This window comes from Chryseobacterium sp. CY350 (assembly GCF_027945075.1).
In the GTDB taxonomy this organism is placed as follows: domain Bacteria; phylum Bacteroidota; class Bacteroidia; order Flavobacteriales; family Weeksellaceae; genus Chryseobacterium.
In genome coordinates, this window is record NZ_CP116034.1 from 2,796,461 (window position 1) to 2,818,916 (window position 22,456).

At 35.8% G+C, this 22,456-nt stretch carries 20 protein-coding genes; 14 read left to right on the forward strand and 6 right to left on the reverse strand.

The genetic code is table 11. The annotated features are described in order from the left end of the window. The first annotated feature begins 117 nt into the window (after positions 1 to 117). The gene (locus tag PGH12_RS13030) at positions 118 to 1,653 is read left to right on the forward strand and encodes a YifB family Mg chelatase-like AAA ATPase (protein WP_267596451.1); all 1,536 of its coding nucleotides are present in this window, start codon (positions 118 to 120) and stop codon (positions 1,651 to 1,653) included. 180 nt (positions 1,654 to 1,833) lie between these two features. Here the strand turns inward: PGH12_RS13030 and PGH12_RS13035 are convergent, their stop codons facing one another. Beyond that, positions 1,834 to 4,035 (reverse strand): S46 family peptidase, encoded by a 2,202-nt coding sequence (locus PGH12_RS13035; protein ID WP_267596450.1) that lies wholly within the window; start codon positions 4,033 to 4,035, stop codon positions 1,834 to 1,836. Positions 4,036 to 4,119: 84 nt separating this feature from the next. Here PGH12_RS13035 and PGH12_RS13040 point away from each other — a divergent pair, with 84 nt between their 5' ends. Further along, positions 4,120 to 4,554, forward strand: a complete 435-nt coding sequence (locus PGH12_RS13040) for an META domain-containing protein (protein WP_267596449.1) — start codon at positions 4,120 to 4,122, stop codon at positions 4,552 to 4,554. A gap of 74 nt (positions 4,555 to 4,628) precedes the next feature. Here the strand turns inward: PGH12_RS13040 and PGH12_RS13045 are convergent, their stop codons facing one another. From PGH12_RS13045 to PGH12_RS13055, 3 genes are read right to left on the reverse strand one after another with little or no spacing between them, the layout of a single operon-like run. Beyond that, positions 4,629 to 5,039, reverse strand: coding sequence for a hypothetical protein (locus PGH12_RS13045; protein ID WP_267596448.1), 411 nt, complete (start codon positions 5,037 to 5,039; stop codon positions 4,629 to 4,631). A 7-nt stretch (positions 5,040 to 5,046) separates the two neighbouring features. Continuing rightward, a complete protein-coding gene (locus PGH12_RS13050; RefSeq protein ID WP_267596447.1) occupies positions 5,047 to 7,593 on the reverse strand; it encodes a beta strand repeat-containing protein in 2,547 nt (848 codons plus the stop codon). A gap of 5 nt (positions 7,594 to 7,598) precedes the next feature. Then, a complete protein-coding gene (locus PGH12_RS13055) occupies positions 7,599 to 8,078 on the reverse strand; it encodes a T9SS type A sorting domain-containing protein (RefSeq protein ID WP_267596446.1) in 480 nt (159 codons plus the stop codon). A gap of 205 nt (positions 8,079 to 8,283) precedes the next feature. Between PGH12_RS13055 and hflX the strand changes: the two genes are divergently transcribed. From hflX to PGH12_RS13105, 10 genes are all read left to right on the forward strand, one after another. Beyond that, positions 8,284 to 9,516 (forward strand): GTPase HflX, encoded by a 1,233-nt coding sequence (gene hflX, locus PGH12_RS13060; protein WP_267596445.1) that lies wholly within the window; start codon positions 8,284 to 8,286, stop codon positions 9,514 to 9,516. Next, positions 9,516 to 10,151: a DUF4919 domain-containing protein gene (locus PGH12_RS13065; protein ID WP_267596444.1), complete on the forward strand. Its 636-nt coding sequence runs from the start codon at positions 9,516 to 9,518 to the stop codon at positions 10,149 to 10,151. The genes hflX and PGH12_RS13065 overlap by 1 nt, the downstream gene beginning before the upstream one ends. A gap of 13 nt (positions 10,152 to 10,164) precedes the next feature. Beyond that, positions 10,165 to 11,451, forward strand: coding sequence for a cation:proton antiporter (locus PGH12_RS13070; RefSeq protein ID WP_267596443.1), 1,287 nt, complete (start codon positions 10,165 to 10,167; stop codon positions 11,449 to 11,451). 27 nt (positions 11,452 to 11,478) lie between these two features. After that, the gene (locus PGH12_RS13075; RefSeq protein WP_267596442.1) at positions 11,479 to 12,126 is read left to right on the forward strand and encodes a DUF4919 domain-containing protein; all 648 of its coding nucleotides are present in this window, start codon (positions 11,479 to 11,481) and stop codon (positions 12,124 to 12,126) included. Between the two features lie 2 nt (positions 12,127 to 12,128). Then, positions 12,129 to 12,845, forward strand: coding sequence for a DNA alkylation repair protein (locus PGH12_RS13080; RefSeq protein ID WP_267596441.1), 717 nt, complete (start codon positions 12,129 to 12,131; stop codon positions 12,843 to 12,845). A 70-nt stretch (positions 12,846 to 12,915) separates the two neighbouring features. Beyond that, complete coding sequence (locus PGH12_RS13085; protein WP_267596440.1) at positions 12,916 to 13,584, forward strand: hypothetical protein; 669 nt, start codon at positions 12,916 to 12,918, stop codon at positions 13,582 to 13,584. A 15-nt stretch (positions 13,585 to 13,599) separates the two neighbouring features. After that, on the forward strand, positions 13,600 to 15,672 hold the full coding sequence (locus tag PGH12_RS13090) for a hypothetical protein (protein ID WP_267596439.1): 2,073 nt from the start codon (positions 13,600 to 13,602) through the stop codon (positions 15,670 to 15,672). Between the two features lie 111 nt (positions 15,673 to 15,783). Continuing rightward, on the forward strand, positions 15,784 to 17,010 hold the full coding sequence (locus PGH12_RS13095) for a hypothetical protein (protein WP_267596438.1): 1,227 nt from the start codon (positions 15,784 to 15,786) through the stop codon (positions 17,008 to 17,010). Between the two features lie 31 nt (positions 17,011 to 17,041). Beyond that, positions 17,042 to 17,380 carry a DUF6122 family protein gene (locus tag PGH12_RS13100; RefSeq protein ID WP_267596437.1) on the forward strand — a complete coding sequence of 113 codons (339 nt, stop codon included), beginning with the start codon at positions 17,042 to 17,044 and terminating at the stop codon, positions 17,378 to 17,380. Between the two features lie 75 nt (positions 17,381 to 17,455). Beyond that, positions 17,456 to 18,526 carry a calcium:cation antiporter gene (locus PGH12_RS13105; RefSeq protein WP_267596436.1) on the forward strand — a complete coding sequence of 357 codons (1,071 nt, stop codon included), beginning with the start codon at positions 17,456 to 17,458 and terminating at the stop codon, positions 18,524 to 18,526. A 33-nt stretch (positions 18,527 to 18,559) separates the two neighbouring features. On the opposite strand, the gene PGH12_RS13110 is transcribed toward PGH12_RS13105, so the two are convergent. Next, positions 18,560 to 18,940: a group III truncated hemoglobin gene (locus PGH12_RS13110; protein WP_267596435.1), complete on the reverse strand. Its 381-nt coding sequence runs from the start codon at positions 18,938 to 18,940 to the stop codon at positions 18,560 to 18,562. 230 nt (positions 18,941 to 19,170) lie between these two features. Between PGH12_RS13110 and PGH12_RS13115 the strand changes: the two genes are divergently transcribed. After that, positions 19,171 to 20,145 carry an ion channel gene (locus PGH12_RS13115; RefSeq protein ID WP_267596434.1) on the forward strand — a complete coding sequence of 325 codons (975 nt, stop codon included), beginning with the start codon at positions 19,171 to 19,173 and terminating at the stop codon, positions 20,143 to 20,145. Beyond that, positions 20,142 to 20,630: a YkgJ family cysteine cluster protein gene (locus tag PGH12_RS13120; protein ID WP_267596433.1), complete on the forward strand. Its 489-nt coding sequence runs from the start codon at positions 20,142 to 20,144 to the stop codon at positions 20,628 to 20,630. Before PGH12_RS13115 ends, PGH12_RS13120 begins: the two co-directional genes overlap by 4 nt. Before the next feature lie 332 nt (positions 20,631 to 20,962). Here PGH12_RS13120 and gdhA read toward each other — a convergent pair whose 3' ends face one another. After that, positions 20,963 to 22,321 carry an NADP-specific glutamate dehydrogenase gene (gene gdhA, locus PGH12_RS13125; protein ID WP_267596432.1) on the reverse strand — a complete coding sequence of 453 codons (1,359 nt, stop codon included), beginning with the start codon at positions 22,319 to 22,321 and terminating at the stop codon, positions 20,963 to 20,965. Between the last annotated feature and the right edge of the window lie 135 nt (positions 22,322 to 22,456).

Below are 22,456 nucleotides of genomic sequence, written 5' to 3' on the forward strand. Positions count from 1 at the left end.
TGAATTATTTAAAAACAAAAATTCTTTTAAACAAAAGTATTAAAAATTAGAAAAAATCAATCAATATACGTTGCAATACCATTGATTTTATTTATTTTTACACAAAACACAAGCAAAATGCTGATTAAAATATACGGAAGCGCCATCTTCGGTGTTTCTGCACAAACAATTACCATTGAAGTAAATATTGATACTGGTGGTATTGGTTATCATCTTGTAGGTCTTCCCGATAATGCGATTAAAGAAAGCAGTTACAGAATATCTGCAGCTTTGAAAAATGTGGGCTTCAAAATTCCCGGAAAAAAAATTACCATCAATATGGCTCCTGCAGATCTCAGGAAAGAAGGCGCAGCTTACGATCTGAGCATCGCAATGGGGATTTTAGTGGCTTCAGATCAGATCGTTGCAGATAATATTCAGGATTACATCATCATGGGCGAGCTTTCTCTGGATGGAAGTCTGCATCCGATAAGAGGCGTTCTGCCGATTGCTATCCAAGCACGAGAAGAAGGTTTTAAAGGAATTATTTTACCTAAACAAAACACGAGAGAAGCCGCGATTGTCAATAATCTTGATGTTTATGGTGTTGAAAATATCAAAGAAGTTATCGACTTTTTTAATGAAGGAAAACCTCTTGAGAAAGTAGTTTTAGATACCCGAAAAGAATTTCAGGATAAGATCAATAGTTTTCCGTTTGATTTTTCTGAAGTGAAAGGCCAGGAAACCGCCAAACGAGCAATGGAAGTTGCAGCAGCAGGCGGACATAATATTATTCTCATCGGGCCACCCGGAAGTGGAAAAACGATGTTGGCAAAACGTGTTCCCAGTATTTTGCCGCCTCTTACTTTAAAGGAAGCATTAGAAACCACAAAAATACATTCTGTTGCCGGAAAAATGGGAACAGAAACTTCGCTCATGACGGTTCGTCCTTTCCGTTCACCTCATCATACCATTTCAGACGTTGCACTTGTAGGCGGTGGAAGTTATCCTCAACCGGGAGAAATTTCACTGGCGCATAACGGAGTTTTATTTCTTGACGAAATGCCGGAGTTTAAGAGAACGGTTCTTGAAGTGATGCGGCAGCCTTTGGAAGATCGTGAAGTGACGATTTCCAGAGCGAGGTTTACCGTGAATTATCCTTCGAGTTTTATGCTAGTTGCTTCAATGAATCCCAGCCCAAGTGGATATTTTCCTGATGATCCGAATAATACTTCTTCTGTTTTTGAGATGCAGCGCTATATGAATAAACTGTCGGGACCACTTTTAGACCGAATTGATATTCATGTAGAAGTACAGAAAGTTGAGTTTGAGCAATTAGCCGAAAAAAGAAAAGGTGAAAAAAGTGAAGACATCAGAAAACGTGTTTTGATTGCCCGTGAGATTCAGAACGAACGATATAAAGATCTGTCAATCAGTTATAATGCTCAAATTGGTTCGCGAGAATTAGAAAAGTTTTGCGAATTAGATGATGCTTCATTTAACCTCATCAAATTGGCAATGGAAAAACTGAATCTTTCTGCAAGAGCTTACGACAGGATTCTAAAAGTAGCCAGAACAATTGCTGATCTTGAAGAATCTGAAAATATTTTGTCACATCATATTTCTGAAGCGATACAGTACAGAAGTTTGGATCGTGAGTTTTGGAATGTGTAAAAATGTAGCTAAACTTAAAGAAAAAGGAAATTCTACAAAGGCAGCATTCGTCTTTCCGTTTTGTTGGATGATTGCTTTAATTTTGATCTCTTTTGGTTTTATTTTAATTAAAAAGTGATCAGCAAAAACAAAAAAACCGTGAAATAAATTCCACGGTTTTCAAATATAATTTAAAAAAAATTATTTCTTTTTCTTTTTTGTAGGAGCTGCATTTCTGATTTTAGATGCGCCTGTATCAGCAGGAGTATTTTCATCTTTCACAAGTTTCAACTCATCTACGATTCTTCTTGCACCAGCATATTTGTCGATCGTCCAAAGAACGAAACGAATGTCTACACTGATCGTCTTCTGCCATTTGTCTTCAAAAACAATGTCACCACTTAGAGCTTCACTGTTTCCGTCAAATGCGATTCCGATAAGGTTTCCGTCTCCGTCAATTACGGGAGAGCCAGAGTTTCCACCTGTGATGTCATTATTTGACAAGAAGTTTACAGGAAGATAACCTGCTTTGTCCGCATACATTCCGTAGTCCTTTGCTCCCTGAAGTGCAAGCACTCTCTGAGGAAGATCAAATTCTTCGTCACCAGCTTTGTATTTACCTACCAAACCTTCCATTGTTGTGTAATAGTTATCAGTAACACCAAAGTAGTTTCTGTCTTCTCTGATTGGTAAAGTGTCAATTGTTCCGTAAGTCAATCTCATTGTAGAGTTTGCATCCGGATAGAATTTTTTCTCTGGCATTGCTTTCATTAATCCGGCTAAGAAAAGACGGTTGTTTTTAGCAAAATTATCATCAATTTTTACAAATCTTTCACCAGAAACTCTCTGATCTTCTGCGATACCTTTTGCAATTTTCAACAAAGGATCTGCATCTAATTTTAAACGATCAGGGTTTAAAACATAGTTGGTTACAGATGTTTTATTTGCAAATAATGAAGAAAATGCAACAGTTGACAAGTTATTGGCATCTAATGCCATAATCGTTGGCGAAGCAACATCTTCTTTTACCCTTGTTTTGTAAAGGTTTACCAAAGAATTCAGCATTTCTCCTTCTAATTCAGGGTTAATGTTGTCGTATGCGTCTTTTATTGCCGCTTCTACTTTAGGTTTCATTGCCAATCTTCCTGCCATATCTTGTTTTGCATACGCATCAAGAGCCGGAGCCAATTGGTAAGCTAGAGCAATATATTTTGCATTTCTGGTAAGAAGAGATGCATAATTTCTTTCAACATTTCTGTCAGAAACCTGCTTGTAATAAGTAGCAATTTGTTGCAAAACATCATCATACATTTCGTTGCCTGGTTGCGCAGACCACTGTCTGTATGTCTTTTCTATATTTTGCTTGTCTTGTATCGTGCCGTTTTTAATAACAGCATCAATTGTTCCCTGTCTGTTTTTCCAGTAGTTGGCTACAGAAGCATATTGTGAAGCATATGCCAACTGAGTGGTTTTATCCTTATCCATGTACTTCTTCATAACGTCCATTGCCAGTTTAGAAGTTTCTACCCAAGCCGGATAATCTTTAGAAACCATTTGGTTGATTCCGTACGAAGTAAGATAACGGTTTGTTCTTCCCGGATAACCCAAGATCATTGAGAAATCTCCAGGCTTAATTCCTTTTAGAGAAACAGGTAAAAAGTGTTTTGGTTTCAAAGGAACATTTGTCGGCGCAAATTCGGCAGGATTTCCTGCCGCATCAGCATATACTCTGAAAACGGTAAAATCTGCTGTGTGTCTCGGCCATTCCCAGTTATCGGTATCTCCACCGTATTTTCCTAAAGCTGATGGTGGTGCGCCTACCAATCTGATATCTTTATAATCCTGATAAACGAAAAAATAAAATTCATTTCCGTTGAAGAAATCTCTTACAACAACGGTATATTTTCCGTTTTCAGAATTTTCTGTCTGAATTGCTTTTGTTTCAGCATCGATCACAGCTTTTCTTTCAGCTGCAGTCATGTTGTTGTTTAATTTAGAATTTATTCTTTGCGAAGCGTCATCCATTCTTACTAAAAATCTTACATAAAGATCTTTTGCATTAAACTCGTCTTTTTCCTTCATTGCCCAGAAACCGTTTTTCAGGTAATCTTTTGACGGTGTAGAAGCCGCTGCTACAGCACCGTATCCACAGTGGTGATTGGTGAAGATCAATCCTTTGTCTGAAACGATCTCACCTGTACAGAATCCTCCAAAGCTTACGATCGCATCTTTAAGACTAGAATTGTTTACAGAATAAATCTCTTCTGGTGTAAGGTGCAGACCTTCTTTCTGCATATCGACACCGTTAAGTCTTTTGATGAGCATCAACAGCCACATCCCTTCGTCTGCCCTCATTTGAGCAAAACCCAACAAGAAAGTGAATAGTAAAAATATTCTTTTCATTTTTTAAATAATTATTTTGGGCTAATTTACTAATTTTTACCGTAATCCATCTTCAATTGGTACGAAAATGGGTGGCTGAGTGGTATGAAAAACATTATTTTGGGTTTTTTTACCGTTTTCATTTTAACAATGGTTTTAAATTGTTCAGCAACAAAGGTTAACAATCAGCATTATCAGAGAGAATGGATGATGGTTTCGTTTGACCAATTTACCAAACAACAGCTGATGGAAAATGGGGCAGAAATTAATCTGACCGGAGAGAAATCTGGTAATCAGATAAAAGGAACTGCGACAATGGGTTGCAACAAAATTTTCTTTTTAGCTGAATTAAAAAATAACGGTAAAATAAAATTTTCAGAAATTGGAAGTACCGAAATGGCGTGTAAAAATATGGAACTGGAAAATGCTTTTATGAAAAAATTCGGGAGCATGAAAAATTATTTAATCGAAGGGCATCGACTGACACTTTCCGATGATAAAGGAAGTGAAATGAAATTTATCGCAGCCGATTGGGACTAAATTATTCAAGTTTAAAAATAAGAAGTCCGCAAAATTATTTTTTGCGGACATCTCTTTTCAAATGGCTATCACTTTTAATCTTTAGGAATTGTTTTTTTTATTTCTTCTAAAGTTGCCGTGTTTGGTAATCCCTGAATTTTTGTGTTGTTAGGCGAAATATTTGCTTTCCGAGAATTTTTTCTGTTGGGAATTGAAGCTAAAACTTCATCAAGATTTGCAGTATTCGGCAACAATTTTCCCTTATCAATGCTTTGATTTTCAGTTTTTACACTTTGTTCACTTATTTTAAGATTTTCCTCAGACGCTAAAACGTTTGGCTTTTCTTTTTTTACAGAATAAGCGTTGTTGGGTTTTTGCATCTTTTGTTCGAATGCTTTTGCATCTCTTAAAACCTGTTCTTGATCTTGAAGTTCTGGAGTTTTCTTTTCCTGTGCGTAAAATGCTACGCTTAAAAGTAAAAATGGGATGATATATAATGATTTCATGATAGTTTTATTTAATGTTAACTAATACTTTTATTTTTCCGATCGAGATTTGATCATAGTCCTGAAGTGCTTTTCCCAAAACCTGTCCTATTTTTACTTTTTTAGGATTGGCTTTCATGGCAACTCCTGGTTTTGATGAGGTTACCAAAAGATCACCTCTTTTTATTTTTCCGCCTTCAAGGCAAACTTTTGTAGGAATCACTCCAATCACACCCATCTGAACTTTACCAGACAGATCTGCATCTACATTTTCTTCCGTTAAAAGAACGCCCGGTTTTGTAGCATAAACTCCTGACACTAAAGTAGAATATGGTTTTGATGATTTTTCTACCGCTCTGTCACTTGAAGTTGAGATTACTAAAACGTCTCCCATTTCGTATTCAGAAATATTTCCTTCTACATCAAAAACTTCAGCTAAATCGGCACCGCTGTTTTGTGTACCGCCATTAAAAAAGCCTGTTCCTGTTTTACTGATTCTGGCAACATTGGCAGACCCACTTTGAAAAACTGCGAGGTTTCCTGAAGCTCCGGTATGATTGACAAAAATTCCTGTTCCTGTTCCGACATTGGTAACAGAAACCACTGCCTGAGAATTTGCGGTATTAAAGTTTCTGAAATAACCAGCTCTGCCAGTTCCAAAATTAGGAACCCAACCGTAAATTGCACTTCCGGTTCCGTCAACCGTTGCTTCTACACCATCTCCGGCATTTTTAGCATTTGCGGTAACACCATTTCCGTTTCCGTTGGCAAGTGCGATTACCGCGGGCGCATTTCCTGTGGCATGACTGGCATAAAATAACCCACCAAATCCACCGGTTCCGGCAGCTTCGCCGTAAACTCCGGCAGTTCCAAAGTTTGAGAATTGAGAATTTACTTTTCCTTTCACAGCCGGTGATGTTCCATTGGTGTTATCAACGAAAAAATCTCCTGCGATACCATTTCCCAGTGTTGTTGACGAAAGTGCTGTAGAAGTATTTGAGGTATTAAAATTTTTAAATTCTGCCGCCTTCCCGGTGCTAAAAGTTGGAACCCAACCGTAAATTGCACGGCCTGTACCGTCTACATTTGCTTCGACGGCATCGCCATCTTTTCCTACATTGGCAACAATCGCGTCACCATTGCCATCATTTAAAGCAACTAAAGCACGTCCGTTTCCGGAGACATTTGAAGAGTAGAATAAACCAGCAAACCCTCCTGTGCCTGAGGAAACGCCAAAAATCCCAGCCGCTCCGAAGTTTCCGTAGATCGTTTTTACTTCGCCTCTCACTGCCGCGCTTACACTGTTTGTATTATTGGATAAAAAAGAAGAAACATTTCCTTGAGTATTGTCCGGAATGTTTCCGTTGCTGTTAGATTCTACTTCAAAAGTATTTCTGTCATTGGTTGCTAAGAAGTTTTGAAATCTTCCTGCCCGACCTTTGCTGTTGTTGAGACCAACTCGTCCGTATACGCCAATTCCTGTTCCGGATGTGTTTGTTGATACGAAACCATGTAATCCATAACCTCCGCCATCATTTCTCCCCACTACAGCTCCTGCGATATCACTTGTGGTTCTTCCTACAACTGCTTCACCGGCGCCGTTATTGTCGGCGATAACTCCGGCAGAACTCTGCGAGCTTGTAATGCCGTGCACTGCAAAGCCGTTTCCTGAATTGCTTAAAATCCCAATTCCTGTTCCTGTGGTTGAAACATTGATAACTGTTCCGCTTCCTAAAGTATTGGCATTGATAACATTACTGTTGTTTGCATTGTTTGATATTGAAAAATTTGCAGCAATTCCGCTCGTACTTGTTGCGTTTAATGCTGTTCCTGTATTGCTGTTTGCATAAACTCCATATCCTGATCCTGAAGAATTTCCGTAAACTCCTAATCCTGAAGGTGTAACTCCGTAAACGCCCCATCCACTTCCGTTTTGGCTTCCCCAAACACCAACGCCCAAACCTCCGGTGCCGTTATTTATTCCCCGAACACCGGAAGAAAATCCACCCGGAGCTACATTGGTAACTGTTCCTCTTACTGCTGCAATGCTTGAAGTTGTTGTATTGTTGTTTCCTTCCAGAGAAGTCCCATCACCATCGTTTGTTATAGAGAAAAGATTTGAAGCATTATTAACGGTTGCTGTATAAGGCAAAGTGAAACCTCCCCCCGAACTTCCCGACGATTTGGCATACATTGCATAAGGCACGCTTAAAAGTTGGCTTGTACCTGTGATTGTATAAGAAGTTCCTCCCGTAGGATCTGTTTCTGTTTTTAAATAATAATTTCCTGATGGCCAGTTGATGGTTGCATATGTTCCGGAAAGTACGGTTCCGGTTCCTATTTCCAGACTGATGAGGCCATTCACGTTGGTTGTTCCCGTAAGTCTTTCAGAATAAACTAATGTTCCTGCGGGCGAACCTTGCAGTATACTTACTTTAACTCCGATGTTTTGATTGGCAAGCAACTGTCCGGTTGTATTTCGCATTACAGCCTGATAGCTCATTTTTTCCGGAACCTGCGCCGAAACAAAATGGCTGCCTAGAATGATTCCTGCGGTGAGTAAAACTTTTTTCATGATGATTATTTTTTAATGATTTTAAATGTTTTAATGTTTTTGCTATTCTGATCGATTCTGATGATGTACATCGCAGAAGGAAGCTCAGAAAAATTGAATTCTGATTTTGATTCTTTTATTGTGTCTCGTTTTAAAAGTTTGCCGGAAGAATCAAATAATTGAAATTCAGAATTTCTGTAGTCGTTTGTAGTAAAATCCACAAACAAAAAATCTTTGAATGGATTCGGATACAATAAGATGTCTTTCTGGTCTTCCCCGGAAGTTTCTGAAGTAGACAAAGTGATGATTTCATAGGCTTGCTGCACGCCTTCAATCATTTGATCGTTAGCGCCTTTCGATGTGAAATCAATCTGCCCCACACTGTAAGATACAGAGCCGTTGCTGCCTGTTCCGTTTGATCCTGCTGCGACAGTTGCTTTTTGTGCATTCACTTTTGCTGCCAGACAAAAAATCAAAATGGAGCCATAGATGAAAATTTTTCTCATATTGGGATAATTTTTGGTTATTATTTTTTATATTATGATCTGCTAATGAGTTTTTTACGATGTAAAGGTAGGCGGAGGAGGAGATGGTAAACCAGAGGAAAAGAACTAGAATAAAAAAGGTGAAAACACCTATTTTTGAATTATGGGGTTGCATTTAATCATTAAAAATGTTATCTTGTAAATCTTATAAATTATATAGAATTTAATGCTAGAAAAGAAAATACATAATTACGAAAGAGCTGTTTTGGTGGGCGTTGTCACTCAAAATCAAAGTGCAGAAAAACTGCAGGAATATATGGATGAGCTGGAGTTTCTGGCTTTCACTGCAGGTGCTACGGTTGATAAACGTTTTACTCAAAACTTAACTCAGCCAGACTCTAAAACCTTTGTGGGAAGCGGTAAAGCTCAGGAAATCAAAGAATATGTAAAAGAAAATGAGATTGGCACCATTATTTTTGATGATGAATTGTCTCCTTCGCAGCTTAAAAATCTTGAAAAAGAAATTGAAGTAAAAATTCTTGACAGAACGAATCTTATTCTCGATATTTTTGCGCAGAGAGCACAAACTTCTTACGCGAGAACGCAGGTTGAATTGGCACAATACCAATATTTGCTGCCTCGACTGAGCAAAATGTGGTCTCACCTAGATAAGCAAAAAGGGGGAATCGGGATGCGTGGTCCCGGTGAAACGGAAATTGAAACCGATAGAAGGATCATCCGTGACAGAATTTCGTTGTTGAAAGATAAACTGAAAACCATAGATAAGCAAATGGCGACTCAGCGTACAAACCGTGGTAAAGTGGTGCGTTCTGCTTTGGTAGGATACACCAACGTTGGTAAATCTACCTTGATGAATGCTTTGTCGAAATCTGATGTTTTTGCGGAAAATAAATTATTTGCAACGCTGGATACAACCGTAAGAAAAGTAGTTATCGGAAATTTACCTTTCCTTTTGACGGATACGGTAGGTTTCATTAGAAAATTACCTACTCAGTTGGTAGAATCTTTCAAATCTACTTTGGATGAAGTGCGTGAAGCAGATCTTTTGATTCATGTAGTTGATATTTCGCATGAAAGCTTTGAAGATCATATTGAATCTGTGAATCAGATTTTAATGGAAATTAATGCACATCAGAAACCGATGATCATGGTCTTTAATAAAATTGATGATTTCAGCTACGAGAAAAAAGATGAAGACGATCTTACGCCAAGTTCAAACCGAAACGTTTCTTTAGACGAATGGAAAAGAACCTGGATGAACAAATCTAAACATCCTGCTGTTTTCATCTCTGCTATAACGAAAGAAAATTTCCCTGAAATGAAAAGGCTGATCTACGATGAGGTGATGAAAATTCATATCTCAAGATTCCCGTACAATGATTTTCTTTTCGAATATTTTGAAAATGATGAAGATGAAGCGTCTGAAAAAGAAGATTAATGAATTACAAAATAATCATTTTTCTGCTTTTTCTTCCGTTTTTTGCCTTGGGCCAAAAGACAAAGCTGGATTTTAAGAGTATTGAGAAAAACATCAGCAATTCCGTTTCGCCTTACTATTACGAAAAGCTTGTTTTCAAATTTAAAGGGCTTCCGAAGTCTCTCGACAGCGTAGAAGCTCAACATTTGTACTACGGCAGAAATTTCATAAAAAATAAAGTTTCCCAGACTGGCGACGAGTTCAAAAGTCTGGCAGAAGCTTTTAAAAATAATAATTTTGCAGACTGCATAAGACTGGGGAAAACTCTTTACAATAAAGATCCTACCAATCTGGATGTCATTCTTATTTTGCTTCGTGCTTATGATCAGACGAAAGATGTCGGTAATTTTTCACATCATCTTTCACAATTACGGTTGCTAACTGATGCCATTAAAAACTCGGGTGACGGAAAATCTGACAAAACGGCTTTCAAAGTAAATAATGTAGGTGACGAATATATTTTTCTTAACGTCATGAATATCGGACAGGATTATAAACGAGTATCACAACCATTACGCGACGGTGTTATCGATATGTGGGAAAAAGAAGACATTAAAATTTACATCAAAGTACTTTATTTAGACTTAATTTTTTAAAAAACACAATTCATTGGAACTATATTATTCATTTTCAGCGCTCATCGTACTTGCTTCTATTTTTGCCTATATCAATTATCGATTTTTAAAACTTCCGAGCACCATCGGAATTATGGTGATCGCCATTGTGGTGTCTATCATTTTGGTTCTGTTTGGTGAAAATTTTCTTCCAAAAACTTTTGGTCATCTGAATGATTTGATGAACAGTATTGATTTTACAGAAGTTTTGATGGGTGCAATGCTGAATTTTCTACTTTTTGCGGGAGGAATTCATATTAATATTAACGATTTAAAAGAGCAGTTTCGGCCGGTTCTTATATTTTCGACGGCTGGGGTGATTATTTCAACCTTTATCGTAGGATTTGGGATGTTTTATCTTTTGCCATTGATAGGTCTGAAGATTCCCTTCATTTATTGTCTGGTTTTTGGTGCGTTGATTTCTCCGACAGATCCGGTTGCGGTTCTCAGTGTTTTGAAGCAAGCCAACGTTTCAAAATCTTTGGAAACAAAAATTGCAGGAGAATCTTTATTTAATGATGGTATGGCGGTGGTTGTTTTCACGGTCGTTCTGCAATTGGCCGTTGGTGAAGAAGTAGATTTAGGACTGGAAAGTATCGGGATGTTGCTTCTTCATGAGGCAGGCGGCGGATTGCTTTTAGGGATCGTATTGGGTTGGGTTACATCAAGATTAATGCGTGAAGTTGATGACTATATCATATCAGTTTTGGTAACATTAGCTGTTGTGATGGGAGGTTATCTTGTTGCAAGACAGATGCATGTTTCCGGTCCGTTAACGATGGTTGCTGCGGGATTGTTTATGGGTAATTTTAATGTTAAATTTAAAATGAAATCTGTCACTCAGGATTATCTGATTAAATTTTGGGAGCTTATTGATGAAATTTTAAATGCTGTTTTGTTCCTTTTTATAGGGTTTGAATTGCTGATGATAAAAAATTTGAATCATTATGTAATTCCTGGCGTATTGGCAGTTGTTGTAGTTTTGGTTGCGAGATTTATTTCGATTTGGGGACCTACGAAATTTATGTCTTTCAGAACAAGATTTAGTCCGCAAACGATAAAGGTACTTTTTTGGGGAGGAATTCGCGGTGGTGTTTCCATTGCTCTGGCGATGTCTATTCCGAAAAACGAATACAGCAATGCTATTTTAAGTATTACTTATTGTGTAGTTGTGTTTTCAATTATCGTTCAGGGACTTACGATTGCGAAAGTTGCCAATCCGAATCAGATTGCAAAAGAAGAGCAGGAACAGGAAAGTATAGCTTTAGAAAAAGGACATTAACTATTTTAAAATCAATAAAATCAAAAAATGAAAAAGCTGTTTTTATTAGCCTTGCTACTATTTTTTGGAATTAGTTTTTCTCAGATTAATACTGTTGAGATTAAGAAAAACGTCACAGAAAATCCGCAAAAATACTTTTACGATTATTTAGAAATATTTAAGAAAGATCCTTCGAAATTGTCTCAGGAAGAGATGAATCAACTTTATTATGGAAGCCGATTTATTGAATCAGGATACAGTTTATCTACCTTCAATGATGATTATGATGAAATTTGGAAAATTGCTTCCAGAAAAGGATTGTCAAAAACAAAAGCTCTGAAAATTTTAGAAAAAGCTGAATCTGCATATCACAAAACGCCAATGAATATAGAAATTTTGACTTCGATGGTAAACATATATGATGCGATTAAAGAAAAGGCGAAAGCAGAAATATGCGTAATGCAGAATAATAGAATTATAAAAACTATTGACGAAAGCGGAACAGGAAGATCAGAAGAATCTCCGATCTGTGTGGTTACAGCTGGAGAAATGTTAAACTTTGCAAAACCCATAATGATGATGGGTGGAAATTTTAAACAAAAAGATCTAAAAACAGATGAAGGTTGTATTCTGACGCAATATTCTAATGGCAGCGCGAGCTTATTTGTAAAATGTATTGGTTGTTTTAATTTTTAATGATGACTATCTGCAAACAAATTGTTGAAGCACTGAACGATTTATCTATTCCGGAAAAAGCCGCTTTTTTCCCACGATTTTTCAAAACAGGAAAAGGAGAATACGGCGAAGGCGATCAGTTTATTGGAGTCATCGTTCCAGAGCAAAGAAAAGTTGCGAAAGAATATTTTTCAAAAATCTCTTTGGAAGAATTAAGCGAACTTCTTTCTTCGGAAATTCATGAGCACAGACTGACAGCATTGTTTATGCTGATTCTTAAATTTGAAAAAACAAAAGATCAAATTGTAAAAGATGAAATTGTAGAATTTTATTTAAATCATCTTAAATATATCAACAATTGGGATTTGGTCGACTCAAGTTGTTATAAGATTTTAGGGCGATATGCATTTGAAAATCAGAAAGAAAGCCTTTTGAAAGAACTTTCAAAATCTGATGAGATGTGGCATAAAAGAATTGCTGTTGTTGGAACAATGTATCATATAAAAAAGGGATCATTTGAACTTACGAAAGAATTTGTAACCCAAAATTTACATCATCCACACGATCTCATGCACAAAGCAAACGGTTGGCTTTTACGCGAAATGGGAAATAAAAACGAAGTCGAACTCATTGCTTTTCTTAATCTTTATTACAAAAAAATGCCCAGAACCTGTCTTCGCTATGCTATTGAAAAGCTAGATGAAAATGTAAGACAAGATTATCTCAAAGGCAGAATTTAGTTGTGGAATTGTCTTTGCAATACGATGATTGAATTTTAATTTCTGTAAATTAGCACTTTAAACCTAAATCATGAAAACTATGCTCAGGCGCTTTTTGCTGCTGCTTCCTTTACTGTTTCTTACAAGCTGTTTCGATATTTTAGACAAAGTCAATATGAAAGCTGACGGGAGTGGCGAATATTCGCTTATTCTTAATGCCAGTAAAAGCAAAACTAGATTGGCTTCTTTATCGAAAATGGAGACTGTAAACGGTAAAAAAGTCCCAAAAAAAGCTGAAATAGAAGCTAAAATCAATGAAGCAGCCAGAATTTTCAAAAGTGTTCCCGGAATTTCCAATGTGAAAACTTCAATGGATTTTGATAATTACATCATCAAACTGAGCTGCAATTTCAGAAAAATTGAAAATATAAATGCCGGATTAGAGCATTTGAAAGCAAAAAACATTCTCGGTAAAATGATCCCAACGCAGATTTACAATAACAATCCTGCTAAAAAAACTTTCGCAAGAAATAAAATAAACACTTTCAAAAGTGATTACGACAAACTTAGTTCTGCAGATAAAGAGGTTTTTAATAATGCGAAATATACATCGGTTCTTCAGTTTGAAAACACGGTAAAATCTCAGTCAAACAGTTCTTATCAGCTTTCACCCAACAAAAAAGCGATGAAACTTGAAGGTAATATTCTTGACTTTATCCTTCAGAAAAAAAAGATTCAAAATACAGTCTTATTTCAGTAAATCACTTATTTATATATGAAATCACTTTTACTAAAAACACAAACAATCGCTTTTCTGCTTTTTGGTTTTACAATTGCGTTGGCACAAAACAGCATGAAAGTTCCTTCTGATGCGGTTTTCTACATGGAAATCAACGGAAAACAGCTTAACAAAAAGATCAACTGGGGAAAATTTAATCCGTTTTTACAGCAAATCGATAAAAAAGAAAAAGGAAAACCTTCGTGGAATGACTATTCAAAAACAGGGATCAAATATGATGCGACACAAAAGCATTACGCAAGAATTTCAGATTCTGTGAAATCTTACACCGCACATTTTGTTTTAGACAATAAAGATAAATTCTTGGAATTCATCAATTCTACCAAGAAAAAAGGTCTTGAAATTTCTAAAAAAACCAATTACTCTTATATTGATCTTGACGAAGATCTTTTCGTTGCCTGGAATGATCAACATGCAATGATCACTCTAATAAATTATCACAAAAAGGAAAAAGATATTTGGGATGATGCTGTTTATACAATCGACAGTACAGCAAATGCAGTGGCAGACAGCGTATATGTGGAGGTTGATACAGCAGCAACGGCTATTTATGAAGAAGAGGCAAAACCTTTTGATTATAAAGAAGAAATAAAGTATCTGAAAGACGAAATTAAATATCTGAAGTCGGACATCAAGTCTTATAACGCAGATATTGCTAAATATCAAAAAGACATTAAATATCTTGAAAAACATCACAAATATCCTGAAGAAAAAAAGCAGAAAGAGACAACGACCGACTCTGCATATTCTGAAGAAACTGTAGAAGCAATGCCGCCGCCCGCATCGCAGGATGATTACCTAGAGACAGATGTGTATCCGCTAGACTCTGAATATCAGAAAGAAATGGATTCGCTGAATGCAGAAAAATTCAAAATTGTGAAGTCGATCGCTGAAAATAATTTCGATCAATATTTCAAATCAAATATGGAAGTTGAGGCTACCGGAGAAATGCTGAACTTCAGAGACGCAAATTCTGACGTTTTCGTATATGCAGATTACGGAAATATAATCAATGAAGGAATGTATAAAAATCTTTACCGCCAATATGATTTTGCAAAGATTTTGGGGAAATTGTATAACTCTAATACTGCGTACAACCTTTATTTTGATAAAGATAAAGTGAGATTGGTAAATCATTATCAACATAAAGATCCTCAAACTCAAAAAAGCATATCAGCCGTTTATAAAGGTAAGAAAAATAGAAAATTGGCCGCTTTGATCAGCGATAAAAGCATTGGATATTATGCAATGAACGTCAACGGATTCAAATATTTTGATATGATGTACACTTTACTTCAGGATGCTGGAGATCAGGAATATCAAAAGGAAATGCAGCTGGTGATGGAGACGATGAAAATTGTTCTTGATGAAGAAGCAATCGCCAAAATAGCACCTGGAAATGGCATTTTTGTTTTAAATGAACTGAAATCTAAAAAAGTAGAATATACAGACTACGATTACGATGATGATTACAACGAGAAAGAAATAAAAAAGACCAAAGATGTGATGGTTCCTGATTTTACATTTGCTTTTGCAACGGAAAATGAAGGCTATTGGAAACGTATTTTTGATGTACTGACCACCAATAAAGATTTCGCGAAAAAATTCACAAAAAAGGGCGATTTTTATGCTTTCAAAGATGGAAAAAACAATGGCTATCTAGATCAGTTATTCTTTACCGTGAAAGACGGAATTGTTTATTTAACGACTTCTACAGATAATCTCTCTTCTAAAAGCCAATCTTCAGCTTCAGAAAAGTGGATGAAAGATTCTGCAAAATATCCTTTGTCGGGAAGATTAGATATTCAGAAACTTCTGGTAGGTCTGGAAAAAGAATTTAAATCAAATTCTGAAAGAAAAACTTTTGATCTGCTGAAGAAAAATGTGGGCGATATGTATTTTAAAACTGAAGCAAGTGGCGAAAGCATACAAACGGAAATGAATTACAACATCAACAGTTCTTCTGAAAACAGCCTAATGTATTTCTTTGATTTATTTGACGAAATATTTAAAAATAAAGAAGCGGAGAAAAAAGATCACGCACTTTAAGCAATCTAGATGTTGTTAAATTTCAGTTGAAATGTTAATGATTAAAAGCAGTTTTCTTTTAACCTATTTTGCCTTTGAAAGCTTTGATGTTGGGTAATTTAAATCAAAATAATGAAGAAAAGATACATCTCATTTGCACTCATTTTTCTTGTGTTGGCCACGGTTTACATTTTGTTATTTTATAAGAATAAGACATTAAAATTTATTCCTGAAAATGCAGATCTCGTCGTTTTGATCGACATGAAAAAAGTTAAAAGACAATATATTTATGATTGGTTGATGCATCCTTCTCAGTGGTCAAAAATCAGTGAAAATAACAATGAAACAGTTTCTTTCAGAAATTCCGGAGTGAAAATTCCGGATTTTCTACAAATTTTTCATTTAAAGAACAGTAAATTTTCAAATTATTACACGGTTTTAGAATTAGAAGATTTTCAAAAATTTTGTACGCTTTTAAAAAAGCACCAATTTGTTAATAAAGGAATTCAGGGTTATGTAAAAGACAATCTTGTTGTTTATGTAAATAAAAAATATGCTGTTGTAGGAACTTCTAGTAACGAATTTGCTGAAATTTCCGGTTTTCTGTCAAAAAAAAATGTAGATAAAAATCGGAATGCAGATCAATTCATGAAGGGAAGCTTAGGAAGCTTAAGTTTTATTTCTGGTAAGAACATGCAAAATTTTTCAATAAATCTGAAAGATGATGAAATTGAAATAAAAAATGAAGAGAATTCTACTAACTTCCAATCTTTGATTTCAGATTTAAATAGGAAAACACAATTTCTGGAAGCCGAATTAGATTCAGAAAATATCAGAAAAATAAGCTCTTTTTTTAAAGAAAATATTGCAGATTCTGCATCAGTTAATCATCTGAAAATGAGCGCAGATCTTGCGGAGGTAAATGATACGATTATTAGTTATGGCTATGATGATAATTTTAATGAAATTGAAAAAGTAAGTTATCAGAAAATCATTCAACCCAACTATGAAATTTTGCTGCAAACTTCAGATCCCAACAAAACGTGGAGTTATTTTCAAAATAAAAAATGGATTAATGCTCAAAATCAGTTTACGGCAATTCCATTTCAGCCAAATTTGATTTACAGCAATAAAAATGAGATTTATATTAAATCAACGGGCAGATCGGTAAAGCATGATTTTAAAAAGCAAAATTTTATCTTCTTAAAAAACAATCCTTTGCTATATTCGTCATTGAAAACTCTCGTTGGCTCTCATCATAAGTTGGTTAAAGATATTGATTATATTTTTTACGGAAACAAATCGCAGGATTATGTAGTTAAAATTAAGCTCAAAAGAACCATTTGCCACTACTTTTGAGATTTTAGTTTTCCAACAAATAGCTTATAAAATGGATTCTTCAGACTTTTCATTGTTAAGAACGTTTACACATTATTTTTTACATCTGATTTTTCCGGTGTTTATTGCTTTAGCTTTTTACAGAAAAAATTGGAAAAAAGCTTATCTGATTTTACTCGCAACCATGCTAGTTGATCTTGACCATCTTTTTGCCAATCCTGTTTTTGATCCGGAAAGAATGAGCATTGGCTTTCATTTCTTACATTCTTATTATGCCATTGCGGTTTATTTTTTGCTGTTATTTTTTAAAGGAAATTTAAGAATAATAGGCATTGGTCTTCTGTTTCATATGCTGACTGATTTTCAGGATTTTCAGCTTTGGCCTCATTAGGATAAACCAAAGTAACATTAATATTTTCTTTCGATAATCGCTTTTTCATAGATTTTTTGTATTTTAGAGACAGTTATGAAGCCAAGAGAATTTTTAAACTACACCTATATTTTCCCTGTTTTTGCAGTGATTTATTATTTCAGCGGTTTGATGGGAGCCGGAGTCATTTTTGACGTCATCGCCGGAATTTTGCTGACCGGGAGCGTACTTTCTGCCGTTCATCATGCAGAAGTTGTGGCTCATAAAGTGGGAGAGCCTTACGGAACGATTATTCTGGCACTTTGTATCACCATTATTGAAGTAGCACTCATCGTTTCGCTCATGGTTGCCGGTGGCAAACAGGCGATTACATTGGCAAGAGATACCGTTTTTGCAGCAGTGATGATCATCCTCAACGGAATTATAGGAATTTGTATTCTCGTAGGTGGTGTAAAGTATTTTGAGCAGTTTTTTGCTCGTACTTCGGCTACCACTTATTTGGTAAGCATAGTTTCTATACTTGTTATCACGTTGGTTCTTCCAAATTTTACTTCTAGTGTCAACGGACCTTTTTATAACGATGCTCAGCTTATCTTTGTATCAATAGCGTGTCTCGTGATATATGGCGTTTTTTTAATGGTACAGACAGTGAGGCACAGAAGTTATTTTGTGCCAGTAGATGAAAACGCAGAAACTCATTTTATCCCCAATAAGACTCAGGCGGGTATAAGTTTTTTATTTTTGGTAGTTTGTCTGGTGATTGTTGTACTAATGGCAAAAGGTCTGTCTAAAACTATTGAAGATATGGTACAAAGTATGGGAGCACCAAAATCTTTAGTTGGAGTCATTATTGCAGCGGTAGTACTTCTTCCGGAAGGTGTGGCTGCAATTCGGGCTGCGAGGAACAATAAAATTCAATCAAGTTTAAATTTAGCATTAGGATCAGCTTTAGCAAGTATCGGTTTAACGATTCCTGCGATTTCTGCTGTCAGCATCATGTATGATATTCCTTTGGTTTTAGGGCTTGATAAAAAAGATATCATCCTTCTTACGCTATCGGTTTTTATCGTCATGTTGTCACTAAGCCGTGGAAAAACCAATGTACTTTACGGAACTGTATTGCTTGTAAATCTGGCGGCGTATATTTTTACCGTGATTGTACCTTAGTATTCGAGAGCTGAAAACTGCAACTGCTATGTCTTATGGCTTTCGTGCCATTTCCATCTTATAAGACATCAGATTGGCGATGTTTTCGGATTTTGTGATTGCCATTGAAGCATTTTGTCCTGTGAAATTTTCTTCGATGGTTTGTTTCCACAATTTCAGCCACTTTGCGAAATGATGTTTTTCCATAGCCTTTATTTCATTGATTGGAAAATGCACTGCCATCGGATTTCCCTTGTAGCTCATTTGTCCGAAAAGAATTGTTTCCCAAAATGAATACATTTTTGGTAAATGTTTGTCCCAATCTACTTTTACAATGTCTTTAAAGAAAAAACCAATGGTCTCATCCTCAACAACTTTTCTGTAAAAACTATTGACTAGCAATTCGATATCTTCTCTTGATTCTAAATTTTTCATATGCGTTTATTTATGTTTTTTTTAAAGCTGATCCTTCACAATTTGAATTAATTTAGAAGATCGAGTTAGTATTTATATTTCAGATCGGAGATTTTTATGATTCAAATTTAGCTTAAAATTAAATGTGAAATTGAATTATGAAATTGATAAGTTTCATAAAAACAATATTTTATCTTTGTAAATTATTTTATCTTTTTTAAAATGAAATGGTGCAAATGATTTAATTTAATATGGCAAAAGGTTTTAGAAAAAGAATCAGTCAGGAAAACACAGAAAATAGTGGTTTTGGAAATCGTGCTTCGGGACGATTCATCAATAAAGACGGTATCCCGAATGTAAGAAGACGCGGGATCAACGTTTTCAACAGATTGAGCTGGTATCATACGATGCTTAATTTATCGTCGTTTCGATTTATTACCTATCTGGTTGTGATGTATATTCTGATCAATCTCATTTTTGCATTTATTTATTATTTAATTGGCGTAGAACATCTCACCGGCATTGATAAAAGTGATCCGATGAATGAATTCATCGATGTGTTTTTTTTCAGTTCCCAGACTTTTACAACCGTCGGTTACGGAAGAATTGCTCCGGTAGGATTTATGGCCAGTTTGGTGGCTACCTTTGAGGCTTTTTTGGGATTGCTTACCTTTGCGATTGCAACGGGTTTGTTTTACGGAAGATTTTCAAGACCTCGAGCGTATCTTAGATTTTCAGATATTGCGGTAATTGCTCCTTTTCAGGATGTTACAGCCTTGATGTTTAGGTTGGCTCCATATAAAAATAATGCATTAACGGATGCTGATGTTACTCTTTCTACGGCCATTGAAATCAATGAAGAAGGGACTACAAAGAATAATTTTTACCGATTAGAAACTCAATTAAGTAAAATCAATACTTTATCTCTTAACTGGACTGTGGTTCATAAAATCGATGAGAAGTCTCCATTTGTTGGTTTTTCTGCGGATGATTTTAAAAATACAAATATAGAAATCATTGTTCATGTACGTGCGTTTGATGAAGTTTTTTCGAATACTGTTGTTCAGAGAGCATCATATGTATCAAAGGAAATCATTTATGGAGCAAAATTTTCGCCCATGTATTATCCCGACGAAGAGAAAGATTCAACAGTTTTGGATCTTGATAAAATTAATGAATATCAGAAAGCAGAACTTCCGGCTTTCGATATGGAAACATCATCATGAATTTAGAATCTTACAAAAAGCAGGCTTTAGAAAAGCAGAAAGAACATAAAAAATTTCTGGAAGGTTTAAAAAAGAAACCTCCTAAAAATCTCGATTATATTGTTCAGGAAACGCATGATCAGGTTTTTGAAAAGATTGACTGCCTTCAATGTGCAAATTGTTGCAAAACAACTGGCCCTTTGTATACAGAGAAAGATATCGAACGTATTTCGAAACATTTACGAATGAAGCAGGCTGGTTTTGAAAGTAAATTTTTGCGTGTAGATGAAGAAAATGATAAGGTTCTGCAAAATCTTCCGTGTTTTTTTCTAAATCAGGATAATACTTGCTCTATCTACGATGTTCGTCCCAAAGCTTGTAGAGAATATCCCCACACAGACCGTAAGAAGATTTATCAGATTAATGATTTGATGATTAAAAATACTGTTATCTGTCCTGCGGCTTTGGAGTTTGTTGAAAAGATGATGAATAACTTAAATAAGTAAATCTTAAAAGATTTTAAAATTATATAAACTAAGTTAAAAAAAATTAAGAGATATAATTTTATGAAGTTATGATCGTTTGAGTAGTAAGCCAATCCCCAATTTGTTTTAGTAGAAGTAGTTTTTATATTAGTAAACTTGAAATCCTGAAATATTATCTTTCAGGATTTTTGCATTTAATTCTGATAAGCGAAGCTAAAGCAATTTTGAACAACAAAAAAGCGCTGAATAAATCCAACGCTTTCCTCTTTCACTATTACTATTTCCCATTTATAGTCCCGGGACAGGTTTTATCGAATAAAAAAGGCCGGAAAACTTTTCCGACCTCTGTATTTTTATACTACACCTTGAGCAAGCATTGCTTCTGCTACTTTTACGAATCCGGCGATGTTGGCGCCTTTTACGTAGTTCACATAGCCATCTTCCTCTTTACCGTAGTCTCTACAAGCTTTGTGGATTCCGATCATGATTTCTTTCAGCCTGGCATCAACTTCTTCAGAAGTCCAGTTTAATCTGATTGAATTCTGAGTCATCTCCAAACCAGAAGTTGCAACACCACCAGCGTTAGAAGCTTTTCCAGGAGAGAACAATACTTTGTTTTCAAGGAAATAATTAATCGCTTCTAATGTAGAAGGCATATTTGCGGCTTCAGTTACACACACGCAACCATTTTCTACCAATAGCCTTGCGTCTTCCAAATCAAGCTCGTTCTGAGTTGCAGAAGGAATTGCTACGTCACATTTCACTTCCCAAGGACGTTTTCCTGCATAGAATATTGAAGATGGATATTTCTTAGCATAATCTTCAGCTCTATTGTTACCAGAAGATCTTAATTCTAATAAATAATCGATTTTTTCACCGTCGATACCATCTTTATCATAAACATAACCGTCCGGGCCGGAAAGCGTCACCACTTTTCCACCCAATTCGTTTACTTTTTTGATAACACCCCAGGCAACGTTTCCGAAACCTGAAACGGTAACTGTTTTATCTTTAAAAGTCTGTCCGATAGTTTTTAGCATCTGCTCAGCAAAGTAAACAACGCCATAACCTGTAGCTTCAGGACGGATCAATGATCCACCGTAAGCAAGACCTTTTCCTGTAAGAACTCCTGTAAATTCATTGCGTACTTTTTTGTACTGACCGAATAAATACCCGATTTCTCTTGCTCCAACACCGATGTCTCCTGCGGGAACGTCTGTTTCCGGACCGATATGCTTGCACAATTCAGTCATGAAAGCCTGACAGAAACGCATTACTTCCATATCAGTTTTTCCCTGAGGATCAAAATCTGAACCGCCCTTTCCACCTCCCATTGGAAGAGTAGTCAAAGAGTTTTTGAAAACCTGCTCGAAAGCTAAGAATTTAAGTACAGAAAGGTTAACTGTAGGGTGGAAACGAATTCCCCCTTTGTAAGGTCCGATCGCAGAGTTCATCTGAATTCTGAAACCTCTGTTCACCTGAATTTCTCCTTTGTCATCAACCCATGGAACTCTGAAAATAATGATTCTTTCAGCTTCGGCCATTCTCTCAAGAAGCTTCATGCCGGTATATTCTTTTCTTGTGAGGATAAACGGAATTACAGTTACGGCAACTTCTTTTACTGCCTGTAAGAATTCCGGTTCGTTAGGATTTTTCGCCTCAATTTTAGCGATAAATTCCTGTATTTTCTGGTCAATATTATATTGTTCCATATTAGGTAGGGTTGAATATTATGTCAACAAATTTAATTTTTTTTTCAAGATTCACAATAGCTTATTTAATATTTGCTGATAATTCAATTATAATGGTGTAGAATATTATTAAATTGACAATTTTAAACTAAACTT

Coding starts and splice junctions, on each gene's coding strand:
- PGH12_RS13030 (WP_267596451.1), top strand. CDS start 118: ATGCTGATTAAAATATACGGAAGCGCCATCTTCGGTGTTTCTGCACAA.
- PGH12_RS13035 (WP_267596450.1), bottom strand. CDS start 4,035: ATGAAAAGAATATTTTTACTATTCACTTTCTTGTTGGGTTTTGCTCAA.
- PGH12_RS13040 (WP_267596449.1), top strand. CDS start 4,120: ATGAAAAACATTATTTTGGGTTTTTTTACCGTTTTCATTTTAACAATG.
- PGH12_RS13045 (WP_267596448.1), bottom strand. CDS start 5,039: ATGAAATCATTATATATCATCCCATTTTTACTTTTAAGCGTAGCATTT.
- PGH12_RS13050 (WP_267596447.1), bottom strand. CDS start 7,593: ATGAAAAAAGTTTTACTCACCGCAGGAATCATTCTAGGCAGCCATTTT.
- PGH12_RS13055 (WP_267596446.1), bottom strand. CDS start 8,078: ATGAGAAAAATTTTCATCTATGGCTCCATTTTGATTTTTTGTCTGGCA.
- hflX (WP_267596445.1), top strand. CDS start 8,284: ATGCTAGAAAAGAAAATACATAATTACGAAAGAGCTGTTTTGGTGGGC.
- PGH12_RS13065 (WP_267596444.1), top strand. CDS start 9,516: ATGAATTACAAAATAATCATTTTTCTGCTTTTTCTTCCGTTTTTTGCC.
- PGH12_RS13075 (WP_267596442.1), top strand. CDS start 11,479: ATGAAAAAGCTGTTTTTATTAGCCTTGCTACTATTTTTTGGAATTAGT.
- PGH12_RS13080 (WP_267596441.1), top strand. CDS start 12,129: ATGACTATCTGCAAACAAATTGTTGAAGCACTGAACGATTTATCTATT.
- PGH12_RS13085 (WP_267596440.1), top strand. CDS start 12,916: ATGAAAACTATGCTCAGGCGCTTTTTGCTGCTGCTTCCTTTACTGTTT.
- PGH12_RS13090 (WP_267596439.1), top strand. CDS start 13,600: ATGAAATCACTTTTACTAAAAACACAAACAATCGCTTTTCTGCTTTTT.
- PGH12_RS13095 (WP_267596438.1), top strand. CDS start 15,784: ATGAAGAAAAGATACATCTCATTTGCACTCATTTTTCTTGTGTTGGCC.
- PGH12_RS13100 (WP_267596437.1), top strand. CDS start 17,042: ATGGATTCTTCAGACTTTTCATTGTTAAGAACGTTTACACATTATTTT.
- PGH12_RS13105 (WP_267596436.1), top strand. CDS start 17,456: ATGAAGCCAAGAGAATTTTTAAACTACACCTATATTTTCCCTGTTTTT.
- PGH12_RS13110 (WP_267596435.1), bottom strand. CDS start 18,940: ATGAAAAATTTAGAATCAAGAGAAGATATCGAATTGCTAGTCAATAGT.
- PGH12_RS13115 (WP_267596434.1), top strand. CDS start 19,171: ATGGCAAAAGGTTTTAGAAAAAGAATCAGTCAGGAAAACACAGAAAAT.
- PGH12_RS13120 (WP_267596433.1), top strand. CDS start 20,142: ATGAATTTAGAATCTTACAAAAAGCAGGCTTTAGAAAAGCAGAAAGAA.
- gdhA (WP_267596432.1), bottom strand. CDS start 22,321: ATGGAACAATATAATATTGACCAGAAAATACAGGAATTTATCGCTAAA.